Origin of the sequence: Pseudomonas mendocina (genome assembly GCF_900636545.1) — a bacterium.
GTDB lineage: Bacteria > Pseudomonadota > Gammaproteobacteria > Pseudomonadales > Pseudomonadaceae > Aquipseudomonas > Aquipseudomonas mendocina.
This window is the reverse complement of sequence record NZ_LR134290.1, coordinates 4,214,070-4,227,555: the sequence shown is the minus strand read 5'-3', so window position 1 is coordinate 4,227,555 and position 13,486 is coordinate 4,214,070. Positions and strand designations below refer to the sequence as shown.

The 13,486-nt window shown below is 63.1% G+C and carries 12 protein-coding genes and 1 pseudogene; 7 read left to right on the top strand and 6 right to left on the bottom strand.

Annotated features, from left to right (window positions below):
• The first annotated feature begins 9 nt into the window (after nucleotides 1–9).
• From mltB to lipB, 5 genes are all read left to right on the top strand, one after another.
• Complete coding sequence (gene mltB, locus EL191_RS19680) at nucleotides 10–1,020, top strand: lytic murein transglycosylase B (RefSeq protein ID WP_041980589.1); 1,011 nt, start codon at nucleotides 10–12, stop codon at nucleotides 1,018–1,020.
• The gene (locus tag EL191_RS19675; protein ID WP_017361987.1) at nucleotides 1,017–2,030 is read left to right on the top strand and encodes a septal ring lytic transglycosylase RlpA family protein; all 1,014 of its coding nucleotides are present in this window, start codon (nucleotides 1,017–1,019) and stop codon (nucleotides 2,028–2,030) included. The genes mltB and EL191_RS19675 overlap by 4 nt, the downstream gene beginning before the upstream one ends.
• 108 nt (nucleotides 2,031–2,138) lie before the next feature.
• Nucleotides 2,139–3,314 (top strand): D-alanyl-D-alanine carboxypeptidase family protein, encoded by a 1,176-nt coding sequence (locus EL191_RS19670; RefSeq protein WP_013717174.1) that lies wholly within the window; start codon nucleotides 2,139–2,141, stop codon nucleotides 3,312–3,314.
• A gap of 201 nt (nucleotides 3,315–3,515) precedes the next feature.
• Nucleotides 3,516–3,794, top strand: coding sequence for a DUF493 domain-containing protein (locus tag EL191_RS19665; protein ID WP_013717173.1), 279 nt, complete (start codon nucleotides 3,516–3,518; stop codon nucleotides 3,792–3,794).
• 5 nt (nucleotides 3,795–3,799) lie between these two features.
• Entirely contained in the window at nucleotides 3,800–4,417 is a 618-nt protein-coding gene (gene lipB, locus EL191_RS19660; RefSeq protein WP_041980590.1) for a lipoyl(octanoyl) transferase LipB, read from the top strand.
• Between the two features lie 238 nt (nucleotides 4,418–4,655).
• On the opposite strand, the gene lipA is transcribed toward lipB, so the two are convergent.
• The 6 genes and pseudogenes from lipA to leuS form a co-directional block, all read right to left on the bottom strand.
• Nucleotides 4,656–5,708, bottom strand: coding sequence for a lipoyl synthase (gene lipA / locus EL191_RS19655; protein WP_017361986.1), 1,053 nt, complete (start codon nucleotides 5,706–5,708; stop codon nucleotides 4,656–4,658).
• A 132-nt stretch (nucleotides 5,709–5,840) separates the two neighbouring features.
• Nucleotides 5,841–7,097, bottom strand: a complete 1,257-nt coding sequence (locus tag EL191_RS19650) for a lytic murein transglycosylase (RefSeq protein WP_041980591.1) — start codon at nucleotides 7,095–7,097, stop codon at nucleotides 5,841–5,843.
• Nucleotides 7,098–7,178: 81 nt separating this feature from the next.
• Nucleotides 7,179–7,325 (bottom strand): annotated as a pseudogene (arfA, locus tag EL191_RS19645) (alternative ribosome rescue factor ArfA); the annotation flags it as partial.
• 117 nt (nucleotides 7,326–7,442) lie between these two features.
• Nucleotides 7,443–8,471 carry a DNA polymerase III subunit delta gene (holA, locus tag EL191_RS19640; RefSeq protein ID WP_041980592.1) on the bottom strand — a complete coding sequence of 343 codons (1,029 nt, stop codon included), beginning with the start codon at nucleotides 8,469–8,471 and terminating at the stop codon, nucleotides 7,443–7,445.
• A gap of 55 nt (nucleotides 8,472–8,526) precedes the next feature.
• The gene (locus tag EL191_RS19635; RefSeq protein WP_026042032.1) at nucleotides 8,527–9,138 is read right to left on the bottom strand and encodes an LPS-assembly lipoprotein LptE; all 612 of its coding nucleotides are present in this window, start codon (nucleotides 9,136–9,138) and stop codon (nucleotides 8,527–8,529) included.
• 53 nt (nucleotides 9,139–9,191) lie between these two features.
• Nucleotides 9,192–11,804, bottom strand: a complete 2,613-nt coding sequence (gene leuS / locus EL191_RS19630; protein ID WP_041980593.1) for a leucine--tRNA ligase — start codon at nucleotides 11,802–11,804, stop codon at nucleotides 9,192–9,194.
• 179 nt (nucleotides 11,805–11,983) lie between these two features.
• Between leuS and EL191_RS19625 the strand changes: the two genes are divergently transcribed.
• Both EL191_RS19625 and EL191_RS19620 read left to right on the top strand, forming a co-directional pair.
• Entirely contained in the window at nucleotides 11,984–12,412 is a 429-nt protein-coding gene (locus tag EL191_RS19625; protein WP_013717165.1) for a hypothetical protein, read from the top strand.
• A gap of 276 nt (nucleotides 12,413–12,688) precedes the next feature.
• Nucleotides 12,689–13,459: a YdcF family protein gene (locus EL191_RS19620; RefSeq protein WP_041980595.1), complete on the top strand. Its 771-nt coding sequence runs from the start codon at nucleotides 12,689–12,691 to the stop codon at nucleotides 13,457–13,459.
• Nucleotides 13,460–13,486: the final 27 nt, after the last annotated feature.

The following is a 13,486-nucleotide window of genomic DNA, read 5'->3' as shown; positions in this document are numbered from 1 at the left end:
TTTGAGTTAATGCATTCTCTGCGCAGTTGGGCTGCTCGTACGTTCATCGGAGTCGGCATCGCCGGCATGCTCGGCACCGGCGCCCAGGCGTTGGCGGCGGATTACCAGGACTCGCCGCAGGTGACCGAGTTCGTCGAGGAAATGACCCGTGACTACGGTTTCGCCAGCGAGCAACTGTATGCCCTGTTCGCCGATGTCGAGCGCAAGCAGGCGATTCTCGACGCTATCTCGCGTCCGGCTGAGAAGGTCAAACCCTGGAAGGAATACCGGCCTATCTTCATCACCGACAAGCGTATCGCCCAGGGTGTTGAGTTCTGGAGCAAGAACCAGGCTGCTCTAGAGAAAGCCGAGGCCGAGTACGGCGTACCACCGCAATTCATCGTCGCCATTATTGGCGTGGAAACCTTCTACGGTGGCAACACCGGCAGCTGGCGGGTCATGGACGCATTGTCGACCCTGGCCTTCGATTATCCGCCGCGCGCGCCGTTCTTCCGCAAGGAGCTGCGCGAGTTCCTCATGCTGACTCGTGAGGAACAGGTCGATCCGCTTTCGCTCAAGGGCTCCTATGCCGGTGCCATGGGGTTGCCGCAGTTCATGCCGAGCAGCTTCCGCGCCTACGCCGTGGACTTCGACGGCGACGGCCACATCAACATCTGGAGCAATCCGACCGATGCCATCGGTAGTGTTGCCAGCTATTTCAAACGTCACGGCTGGCAGGCCGGTGGCCAGGTGGCCAGCCGCGTCGAGGTCAGCGGAGCTCGTGTCGACGAAGGCCTGACCCAGGGCCTGGACCCGGTGAAGAACGTCGCCGAGCTGCGCGAGCTGGGCTGGAAAAGCCAGGACGAGCTGGCCGAAGACGTTCCGGTGACGGCGTTTCGTCTGGAAGGTGCCGAAGGCGACGAATACTGGTTCGGTTTGCCCAACTTCTACACCATCACCCGCTACAATCGCAGCGTGATGTATGCCATGGCGGTCAATCAACTGGCCGAGCTACTGGTCGAAGCACGGGGTAATCGATGAGTGCGTCCAAACTGCTGCCGCTGGCAGCCTGCGTAACGGCAGCGCTGTTGCTGGCGAGCTGCTCCTCCAATCGGGCACCGCAGTCTGCGGTAACGCCTGGTCAGTCGGCCGGTATCTCCGGCCCGGATGATTTCAACCGTCCGCATCGCGATGGCGCGCCATGGTGGGACGTTGACGTCTCGAAGATTCAGGACGCCATTCCCATGCCGCATTACGGGCCGGTCAAGGCCAGCCCCTATGTGGTGTTTGGCAAGCAGTACTACCCGATTCAGGATGCCCGTCGCTATCAGGCGGTCGGTCCGGCTTCCTGGTATGGCACCAAGTTCCACGGCCAGGCCACGGCCAACGGCGAGACCTACGACCTTTACGGCATGACCGCGGCACACAAGACTCTGCCGCTGCCCAGCTACGTGCGCGTCACCAACCTGGAGAACGGCAAGGTCGTGATCCTGCGGGTCAACGACCGAGGTCCGTTCTACTCCGACCGCATCATCGACCTGTCCTTCGCTGCGGCGAAGAAACTCGGCTATGCCGAGAAGGGCACTGCACGGGTCAAGGTCGAAGGCATCGACCCTCACGAGTGGTGGGCGCAGCAGGGCCGCCCGGTGCCGCTGGTGCTGGCCAACAACCAGCCGGCCAAGGCCGCCGTTGCCCAGCCAGTCGCGCAGCCTGCACCGCAGGTTGTCGAGCACTATGCGCCGCCACCTGCCCAGCACGCCGCTGCGGTGGTGCCGGTACAGATCGACGCAAAAAAAAACGATTCACTCGGAGCCTCTGGCCTGTATCTCCAGGTGGGAGCCTTCGCCAATCCGGACGCTGCGGAGCTGCTCAAGTCCAAGCTGACCCAGACCAGCAGTGTGCCGGTGTTCATCAGCTCAGTGGTACGCGACCAGCAGATTCTGCATCGGGTCCGAATGGGGCCGATCAGCAATCAGGGCGAGGCTGAGCAGCTACAGAGCAGCGTGCGCCTGGCCAACCTTGGCCAGCCCACGCTGGTCCGCGCCGACTGATGGCAACTTAACCGGCTTTTGCCGGACTAATCCGAGGCTTGCCTGCTGGCGAGTCGAAAGATGGCCCCTTGGGGCCGTACAACCCATGCAACGATTTTCGAGAGACGGATGAACATCACCAGCTTCGTGCAACGTGCTTCACTGGTTCTTACCCTTCTGGCCGCGCCACTCGCCATGGCCAACCAGCAGGTGGTGCCTGCGGCGCCGCAACTGGCCGCCAAATCCTACGTTCTGATGGACGCCGCCAGCGGTAATGTCCTGGTCGAGAACAATGCTGACCAGCGTCTGCCGCCAGCCAGCCTGACCAAGCTGATGACCGCCTATATCGCCACCCTGGAAATCCGCAACGGCAAGATCGGCGAGCAGGATCTGGTGACCATCAGCGAGCACGCGTGGCGCACCGGCGGTGCGGCTTCCGGTGGCTCGACCATGTTCCTGCCGCTGAACAGCCAGGCCACGGTCGACGACCTGCTGCACGGCATTATCATCCAGTCCGGCAACGACGCCAGCATCGCCATCGCCGAATACATCGCCGGCAGCGAAGATGCCTTCGCCGACATGATGAATGCCACTGCCGAGCGCCTGGGCATGAAGAACAGCCACTTCATGAACGCCACCGGCTTGCCGCATCCTGAGCACTACTCCAGCGCCCATGACATGGCAATTCTGGCCCGCGCGATCATCAACGAGGACGCCGAGCACTATGCGATCTACTCGCAGAAGGAGTTCCTCTGGAACAACATCAAGCAGCCCAACCGCAACCTGCTGCTGTGGCGTGACCGTACCGTCGACGGCCTGAAGACCGGCCACACCTCCGAGGCCGGCTACTGCCTGGTGGCGTCGGCCGTGCGCGATGGTGCGCGCATGATCACCTCGGTATTCGGTACCGACAGCGAGCAGGCCCGTGCAGCGGAAACCCAGAAGCTGCTGACCTACGGTTTCCGCTTCTTCGAAAGCCGCACCTTCTATCAGAAAGGTACCGAGCTGGCCCAGGCCACCGTGTGGAAAGGCGCCACGAATCAGGTCAAGGCCGGCCTGGCCGAAGACCTGACCATGACCATGCCCAAGGGCCAACTGGAAAAATTGCAGGCGAGCATGACGCTCAATCCGCAACTGATAGCACCGATCCAGCAGGGTGACGTGATCGGCAAGGTCGAAGTCAAACTGGGTGACGAAGTGGTGCGCAGCACTGATCTGGTGGCGCTGCAGTCGGTAGAAGAGGGCGGCCTGCTGCGTCGTCTGTGGGACAGCATCCGCCTGTTCTTCTTCGGTCTGTTCAACTGACCGGAGACGCCAGCAGCGACCGACATTGTCGCTGAGCATTGAAAACGGCGGAGCAGGGCCCATTTACGTACTGTAAAGGGTGCTGCTCCGCCGTTTCATTTAGCCACCTTGTATTGACCGCCTCGTCGAGGCGCCTGACTTATCCAGTCCGCTCCAATTCGTGGCGGACCTTTCTGGACGGGCCATGAGCCCGGTGATGACATGACCGATACCGACGTTCAACCACCCAAAATCGAGTTCCCCTGCGAGCGTTACCCGATCAAGGTAATAGGCACTGCCGGCGATGGTTTCTCTGACCTGGTGATCGAAGTGATCCAGCGTCACGCCCCGGACCTGGACGCCTCGACCCTGGTGATGCGGGATAGCCGCAATGGCAACTTCCTCTCCGTTCAGGTGCTAATCACCGCGACCAGCGTCGAGCAACTGCAGGCGATTCACGTCGACCTTCGGGCGACCGGTCGCGTGCACATGGTGCTGTGATCCTCATGCCCGAGCTAGTCGTTCGTCACCTCGGGTTGGTCGACTACCAGCCCACGCTGGAGGCCATGCGCCGTCTTACCACCGAACGCGACGCGCAGACCCCGGATGAAATCTGGTTACTGCAGCATCCCAAGGTGTTCACCCAGGGCCAGGCTGGGAAGGCGGAGCACCTGCTGGCGCCCGGTGATATCCCGGTGATTCAGGTCGAGCGTGGCGGCCAGGTGACCTATCACGGCCCTGGCCAACTGGTGGCCTATCTGATGCTCGATCTGCGTCGCCTCGATCTTGGCGTGCGTGAGCTGGTCACGGCCATGGAGCAAAGCCTGGTCGATCTGCTGGCTGGCTATGGCATCGAGGCTGCGCCCAAGGCGGATGCGCCAGGTGTATATGTGGCAGGTGACAAGATCGCGTCCCTGGGCCTGCGAGTCAGTCGTGGCTGCTCGTTCCACGGCCTGGCGCTGAATGTCGATATGGACATGACGCCCTTCCAGCGCATCAACCCCTGTGGCTATGCCGGGCTGAAGATGGTGCAGATGCGTGATTTGTTGCAAGCGCCGCCTGCGCTCGACGAGGTGGCACAACGGCTGGAGAAGACGCTGCGCGACAGGTTGGGATTTCGCTAAACAGTAGAAAAACAAAGGGGCGCCATGGGTGCCCCTTGCGTTTATCCTGCGAGAACTGTCATCTCGTAGGGCGTACTCAGGAGCGAAGCGAACAGTCCGCCAGGGTCTGGCAGCACGACGATCACCTGAAGCTCCAATGGCGTACTGCTTCCGAGCGGCCAGCGTCCCGGTACGCCCTACGGCCCTGTCAGCAACGAAAAGGGACGCCGAGGCGTCCCTTTCGTCTGTCGTGAAGAGGTCAGTTCAGATTCAGCGCCGGAATGAGGCTGGCGTTGACTTCCTGGCCCGGCACTGGAACCGGTGCAGCGAGGCCCAGGTTGTTCTTCTCGAACACGCGGTCAGCGCGGTAGCTGGAGCGCACCAGCGGGCCGGCGGCGACTTCCATGAAGCCTTTCTCCAGGCCGATGTCACGGAAGCGATTGAACTCTTCAGGGCTGACCCAGCGCTGCACCTTGAGGTGGTTGCGCGTCGGCTGCAGGTACTGGCCGAGGGTGAGGATGTCCACGCCGATGGCGCGCAGGTCATCCATGGTCTCGATGATCTCTTCGTCGGTTTCGCCCAGGCCCAGCATCAGGCTGGTCTTGGTCAGCACGTCGGGGCGGTGCTTCTTGGCGTGCTCGAGCACCTTGAGGGTTTTCTCGTAGCCGGCACGAGGGTCGCGGACCACGTGAGTGAGGCGTTTGACCGTCTCGACGTTCTGTGCGAAGACTTCCAGGCCGGAGTCGACCACGCGTTCGATGGCCTGGTGATCGCCATCGAAATCCGGGGTCAGGGCCTCGACCACCACCTGCGGGGTGTTTTCCTTGATCGCTCGCACGCAGGCTGCATAGTGGCCGGCGCCGCCGTCTTCGAGGTCGTCACGGTCCACCGAGGTCAGCACGATATAACGCAGGGCCATCAGCTCCACCGACTTGGCGGTGTTCTGCGGCTCTTCCAGATCCAGCCAGCCATTGGGGTTGCCGGTGTCCACGGCGCAGAAGCGGCAGGCGCGGGTGCACACCGAGCCCATGAGCATGATGGTAGCGGTGCCGTTGGACCAGCACTCACCCATGTTCGGGCAGTGCGACTCCTGGCAAACGGTGCTCAGGCGATGTTCGCCGACGTTGCGCTTGACCGCCTCGAAACGGCTACCGCCAGGAGCCTTGACCCGCAGCCACTTGGGCTTGGGTTCAAAAACCTGGGGTTCTGCCGCAGCACGGCGCTTCTGACCATCCTTGATCGCGGTGATGCCTTGGGCGGTGCGGAATTTTTCGCCACTGGCGACGGATTTGGGCGAGGAGGTGTCGGACATCGGAAATCTGGGCTCCGGTAGAGGCTCCGTGGGCAGGTGGCTTTTGGCCGCCCACCAGTCTACCACAGAAGGTGTATGCAGACGCTGAGGCCGTCTGTCGACAAACGCGGCGGGTGTCAGCTCCGCATGGCCTCAGCGAGCGCGCAGCTGTTGCAGGAGTTCGCCGTTCGGATAACCGTCGGCCGGCCAGTTCAATTGCAGCTGCAGGGCGCGGATGGCCTTGCGCGTATTGGCGCCGATGATTCCGTCCGCCGGGCCGGGATCGAATCCTGCCTTGGTCAGCAGTTCCTGCAATTCGACGCGTTCGCTACGACCCAGCTGGCGTTCGCCGCGCGGCCACTGCCCTTTGACTTCGCTTGGACGCAGCAGGTTGTCGGCAAGCAGGCCGATGGCCAGCGCGTAGGACGTGGAGTTGTTGTACTTGAGGATGCTGCGGAAGTTATCCAGCAAGAGGAAGGCCGGGCCTTTGTGGCCGGCAGGCAGCTGCAGGCTGGCGCGGGCACTGGCGGCTGCGCCGGTCGGCGCCAGCGGGCGTACGCCGAGCTCCGCCCATTCTGCCAGCGTGCGGCGCTGATCGGGGTCGGCCAGGGCGTAGTCGAAGCCATTGGGCAGATTCACCTCGAAGCCCCAAGGCTGGCCGCGCTGCCAGCCGGAGGCCTGCAGGTAGTGCGCGGCCGAGGCCAGTGCGTCGGTCGAGGAGCCCCACAGGTCACGTTTGCCGTCACCGTCGAAGTCCACTGCATGCTGGTTGTAGGTGGTTGGCATGAACTGAGTCTGGCCCATGGCGCCGGCCCAGGAGCCGATCATGCGTTCGCTGGACACGTCGCCGTTCTGCAGTATCTGCAGCGCGGCCAGCAACTGCACGCGCCAGAAGCCCTGGCGGCGACCGTCGTACGCCAGGGTGGCGAGAGAGCGAATCACGCTGTGGCTGCCGATGTTGTTGCCGAAATTGCTTTCCAGGCCCCAGATGGCCACCAGGATCGGGGCTTCGACACCGTATTGCTGCTCGATGCGTTCCAGCACCAGGCTGTGCTGGGCCAACAGTACACGGCCGCGACCAATACGGCTGGAGGATACGGCGCCGTCGAGATATTCCCAGACCGGGCGGGTGAATTCGGGCTGGCTGCTGTCGGCCTTGAGCACGGCCGGGTCAGGCGTGACGCCGGCGAATACGCGATCGAACAGCGCCGCGTCGATGCCTGCGGCAATCGCTTCGCTGCGCAGTGCCTGACGCCAGTCGGCGAAACTGGTCAGCGGTTCTTCGGTTGATGTCTGGGCCGCAGCCGGGGACGTTGCTGCGGGCAGGTTCTCCGCCGGGGCCTGGGCGCAGGCCGCCAGCAGCAGGAGAGGAAGCAGGGCCAGGGCGCGACGCGGAAACTGGTGTGGCATGTCTATCTCAAGGCGTTTAAGCAGGCTGCTACCTTAGCATGCTCGCACTGAATTCTGGGCTACCAGCGTAGCGAAGAAACCCATAAAGCAAGAAGCCTCCCAATTGTGGGAGGCTTCACGGCGGTAGCTGCCTTTGCCTTTCTGTGGTCGTTCCTGGCGGGAACGAAACAGGGGCTGGGCGACGATGGATTTGGCCTTGTTCGGCCGTTTACCGGCTTTCTTGCTCATGGCGTTTCCTCATGCGAGCTGTCTGCGCCACTGCAGACGGCGCGGACTATGCGCCGCTGTACGGAAAATGTCCAGATTGCGGTCTGAATGGGGCTATATGGAGGCAGATAGCAACAATTACAGGCGCATCCGCTGCCCGGACAACTGCAGGGTCAGCATGGCCAGATCGCTCCATGGATCACCAGGCGCCTGCCCCTTGATCTGCGCGTCGATCAGCTGCGCCTGCTGCAACAACTGGCCCCAGCGTTTGCTGCTATGGCGCTGCAATGCCTTGGAAACCAGCGGCCGTCGTTTGTCCCAGACCGGCGGGCGGGCACTGGAGAAGGCCTTATCCAAAGGGATTCCCTGGCTCTGCTGATGGGCGATGCCGGCCAGCAGGCGAATCTCGCGGGCCAGGGCCCAGAGAATTACCGGGGTTTCCACGCCTTCGCCACGTAGGCCTTCGAGCATGCGCAGGGCATGAGCAGCGTCGCCACCGAGGGCGCAGTCGATCAGGCCGAACACGTCGAACCGGGCGCTGTCGGCCACGGCGGCCTGAACGGTTTCGGCGTCGACCTGGTTGCCATCGGCAAGCAACTTGAGCTTTTCCACTTCCTGAGCAGCGGCCAGCAGGTTGCCTTCGACTCGGGCGGCGATCATTTCCACTGCGTCCGCGCTAGCATTCAGACCGGCTTGTGCCAGGCGCTGACGAATCCACTGCGGCAGTTGGTTGGCGTCCACGGGCCAGATCTGGATGAACTGGCTCGCCTGGCCGTCGATCAGCGCCTTGGCCCATTTGGATTTTTGCGTGCTGCCGTCTAGCTTGGGCAGGCTCAGCAGCAGGACCGTGTCTTCCGGCGGGCGGGCGAGATATTCCAGCAGGGCAGCGGCACCTTTGTCGCCCGGCTTGCCGGACGGCAGGCGCAGCTCCAGCAGACGCTTTTCAGCGAATAGTGACAGGCTGGCGCCTGCCTGCAGCAGGTTGCCCCAGTCGAAGTTGGCTTCGGCATTGAACACCTGACGCTCGCCGAACCCCTGCTGACGGCAGGCATTGCGGATGGCATCGGCGGTTTCCTGGCAAAGCAGCGGCTCGTCACCGCTGATCGCGTAGACAGGCACAAGCGAGCCTTGCAGGTGTTTGCCGAGCTGGGCGGGGGCGAGCTTCATCGAGGTGATGTCATGAGGCGAGTGGGCGAGGGGCCGCAAACGCAGCCCCGTTGCCTTACTGGATCGGCAGTTCGATCGGCGATTGCTGCGGTGCAACCTGGCTCTCGCGAGTGCGGCGAGCCGCTTCCAGCGCTTCGGCTTCCGCCTTGGCACGGGCTTCGGCAGTTTGCTGCAGCTGGTCGAGCTGGGCCGGGGTGATCTGCTGCAGGTTCTGCGTGAGCTGCTGGATCATCTCGCGGCGCAGCTCACTGCGCAGTTGCGCAGCTTCCTGGTCGGAGCCGGCCAGGTTGTTGTCGTCCTGCTGGTAGTAATTCTGTACCTCGACCTTGTTGCCGGTCAGCAACAGGTCCTGCGCGCCGCGGATCTCGTAGTCCAGCGCCATGGTCAGCTCATACTCTGCAGTACGAGCGCCGCTGTTGTAGCTGGCGCTACGGCGGTTCTCGGTTTCGCGGGCGATCACCAGCTTGTAGGGCGCGCCTGCGTATACACGGACACCATTGTCCTCCAGCACGTCACGCACCTGCTGCACCGTCTCGCCGTAGGCGTCGCGTGCGCTGACGTCGAGTTCCTTGAGGGCGAACTGCACATCGCCGGTGCCGCGCAGCTGGAAGCCACAGGCGCTGAGCAGGCCGGCCAGGCCGATGACCAGCAGATTCCGTTTCATCATTCTCATATCCCCTTGGCGGATCACGGCGCCACTCTCTGTGGCGCCGAGCTTAATCAGTTGGCGACTATGTTGACCAGCTTGCCCGGTACCACGATGACCTTGCGGATGCTCAGGCCTTCGGTGAAGCGCAGGACGTTCTCGTTGGCACGGGCGGCGGCCTCGACTTCCTCGCGGGATGCGCTGGCCGGAACTTCGATCTGCCCGCGCAGCTTGCCGTTGACCTGCACCACCAGGGTCAGACTGTCCTGTACCAGGGCGGATTCGTCGACCTGCGGCCACTGTGCATCGATCACCGCATCGGCGTGACCCAGGCGTTGCCACAGTTCGTGACTGATGTGCGGGGTGATCGGTGCCAGCAGCAGGGTGACGATCTCAAGGCCCTCTTGCACCAGCGCGCGATCCTGTTCGGTCGCGGTGGCGGCCTTTTCCAGCACGTTCATCAAGGTCATCACCTGGGCGACGGCGGTGTTGAACTTGTGATGCTGGCCAATATCGTTGCTGGCCTGCTTGATCGCCAGGTGAATGGCGCGGCGCACGGCCTTCTGCTCGTCGTTGAGGCTGGCGATATCCAGCTTGCCCGGCAGGCCATCAGCGACATGGCCGTGAGCCAGACGCCAGACGCGGCGCAGGAAGCGGTTGGCACCCTCGACGCCGGCATCCGACCATTCGCAGCTCTGGTCGGGCGGCGAGGCGAACATCATGAACAGGCGGCAGGTATCGGCGCCGTATGCATCGATCATGTCCTGCGGGTCGACACCGTTGTTTTTCGACTTGGACATCTTCTCGGTGCCGCCGATTTCCACCGGCAGGCCGTCGCTCTTGAGCTTGGCGCCGATGACCTTTGCCTTGGCGTCACGCTCGACTTCCACATCGGCCGGGTTGAACCAGTCCTTGCCGCCGTTTTCCAGGGGGCGGTAGTAGGTCTCGGCGACCACCATGCCCTGGGTCAGCAGGTTCTTGAAGGGCTCGCTGGACGACACCAGGCCTTCGTCGCGCATCAGCTTGTGGAAGAAGCGCGCATACAGCAGGTGCAGGATGGCGTGCTCGATGCCACCGATGTACTGATCCACCGGCAGCCAGTGGTTGGCTGCAGCCGGGTCGACCATACCGCCGGTGTATTGCGGCGAGGCGTAGCGGGCGAAGTACCAGGAGCTTTCCACGAAGGTGTCCATGGTGTCGGTTTCACGCTTGGCCGGTGCGCCGCATTTCGGGCAGTTGCACTCGTAGAACTCGGGCATTTTCGCCAGCGGGCTGCCGGCGCCGTCCGGCACCACGTCTTCGGGCAGCACCACCGGCAGTTGGTCTTCCGGCACCGGCACGTCGCCGCAGCTTTCGCAGTGGATGATCGGGATCGGGCAGCCCCAGTAGCGCTGGCGGCTGATGCCCCAGTCGCGCAGGCGGAACTGGGTCTTGCGCGCGCCGTGCTCGCTGGCTTCCAGGTCGCCGACGATGGCGTCGAAGGCGGCGCTGAAGTCCAGGCCATCGTACTTGCCGGAGTTGATGGTGGTCAGGCCGGCCTTGTCGCCGTACCAGTCCTGCCAGGTGCTGGCGTCGTATTCCTTGCCGTCGCCGGTGTAGACCTGCTTGATCGGCAGGTCGTACTTGTTGGCGAATTCGAAATCACGTTCATCATGTGCCGGCACGGCCATCACCGCGCCTTCGCCGTAACCCCACAGCACGTAGTTGGCGACGAATACCGGCAGCTTGTCGCCGGTCAGCGGATGAATGACGAACTGGCTGGTGGCCAGGCCCTTCTTCTCCATGGTGGCCATGTCGGCCTCGGCCACGGAACCGGCCTTGCACTCGGCGATGAAGGCGGCAATCGCTGGGTTGGATTCGGCGGCGCGCTGGGCCAGCGGGTGCTCGGCGGCCACGGCCACGTAAGTGGCGCCCATCAGGGTATCGGGACGGGTGGAGTAGACCTTGAGCTGGCCGTCGATGCCGATGCTGGCGACGTCGTAGTCGAACACGATGTCGGCACCGAAGCTCTTGCCGATCCAGTTGCGCTGCATGGTCTTGACCTGTTCCGGCCAGCCATCCAGCTCATCCAGGCTGCTCAGCAGTTCCTCGGCATACGCGGTGATCTTGAAGTAGTACATCGGGATTTCGCGCTTCTCGATCAGCGCGCCCGAACGCCAGCCACGGCCGTCGATGACCTGCTCGTTGGCCAGTACGGTCTGGTCGACCGGATCCCAGTTGACGGTACCGTTCTTGCGGTAGATCACGCCCTTCTCGAACAGACGGGTGAACAGCCACTGTTCCCAGCGGTAGTAATCCGGCTTGCAGGTGGTGACTTCGCGCGTCCAGTCGATGGCCAGGCCCAGCGATTTGAGCTGGGACTTCATGTAGGCGATGTTCTCGTAGGTCCACTTGGCCGGCGCCACCTGGTTCTTCATCGCCGCGTTCTCCGCCGGCATGCCGAAGGCGTCCCAGCCCATCGGCTGCAGCACGTTCTTGCCCTGCATGCGCTGGTAGCGGGCGATCACGTCACCGATGGTGTAGTTGCGCACGTGCCCCATGTGTAGCTTGCCGCTGGGGTAGGGGAACATCGACAGGCAGTAGAAGGTGTCCTTGCCGGGCTGTTCGCTGACGACGAAGGATTTCTGCGCGTCCCAGTGGGACTGCGCGGCGGCTTCTATTTCACGGGGCGAGTACTGTTCGTGCATGGCTCTGGCGCTGAAGGAATGGGGCTTTTCGGAAAACGTCGTAGCATACATGAGCGCCGTCTATCGAGGGAAACCCAGTTTGCGCTGCGCCCGCCGTTTGTCGCGGCGCCGGGCTGCACGCACGGCCTTCGCTAAGCTTGATTCAAGGCCCGCAGTTTTCAGGGCTTGCGAGGTGTCTGATGGTCGATGCACGGCAGGCGGAACGGAGTGGTGGCCTTTACGAGCGGCTACTGCACAGGCTTGCCCTGGCGCTGGAGGAAGCCGACACCGCCAGTCGCCTGCACGCAGAGCCGTTACGCGAACTTGAGCTCGATGGGTTGAGCCCGGCGGAGCTGGAGCTGATTCGCGCCTATCTCAACCGCGACCTGCACTGGCTGCGTGGTTGGCACGCGGCTGCCGAGGAGCTGGCGCTGATCCAGCGCCAGCCGTTGCGTAGCGCCAAGTCCGCGGGCGGCAAACCATTGGGTAAGCTCAAACCCCTGATGAAGCGTAGGCAGGCGCTATGTTGCGCACTCTGTGGTGCGCCAGTCAGCTGGCATCGCGGGCAAGATGCGCGAGCCTGCCAGGCTTGTGGTTCGAAGCTGTTTCGCAGCGGCAGTTCCCGTTAGCAGGCCGTTGAAAAACGTAGGCGAGGCAGCTAGTGCAATACCGATGGCGGCCCCACAAAAACAGGCGAAAAACGGTCGGAGTCGCGCTCGACTTTACGAGCTGTAAATGAGCATTTTGATCGGACTCGCGCACGAGCCTGTTTTAAACGCAGTAATGGCAACGCAGGTAGTTTTTCAACAGCCTGCTAGAGCGCATTGACCGCAACTGCGGCTGGGCTTGGTGTCTCGCCTGATTTTCTGATCAGCTGTTAGGCTTGGGCGCCCGGGAGGTGCCTGATGCCGATTCGCTACATCCTCAAACAACTGCTGATGCCACCAGGCATTCTGCTTCTGCTGATGCTGCTGGGTTGGTGGTTGCGCCGCCGCTTTCCGCGGTTGGCAGGCGTCTGTTTCGTCACGGGTTTTGGAGGGCTCTGGCTGATGAGCCTACCGGCGGTGATGCAGTGGAGCGCGGGTTTGCTTGAACGTGAGCCGGCGCTGGAAGAAGCGCGATGGGCGACCCTGGCGCAGCGCGCCGACGCCATCGTGATTCTCGGCGCCGGGCGTGAGCAGAACGACCCGGGCTGGGGTGGAGCCGATCAGCCTGGGCTGATGGCTTTGGAGCGCCTGCGCTATGCCGCTCGCCTGGCGCGCGCATCCGGCCTGCCAATGGCCGCCACCGGTGGCCTGCATTATGGCCAGCCGCCTAGTGAGGCGGCACTGATGGCCGATGCGATGAAGCGCGATTACGGCCTGGAGATTCGTTGGCTGGAGGAGCAGAGCCGCACGACCTGGGAGAACGCGGTGTTGAGCGCCGATTTGCTGCAGCCGCAGGGCGTGCGTCGTGTGGTGCTGGTTACGCAGGCCTGGCACATGCCGCGTTCCCGTTGGAGTTTCGAGCAGGCCGGCTTCGAGGTGATCAGTGCGCCGATGGGCTATCTCAGCGCCGGCTATGCACGCCCACTGGGCGGCTGGCTGCCGGAATCGCGGGTGATCTGGCAGAGCAGTCAACTGCTCAACGAGGCCATCGGGCTGTTGGCGTATCCCATTGTCTACGGTAAGCAGTAGGGTGTACTCGCCGCAGGCAGTCCGCCT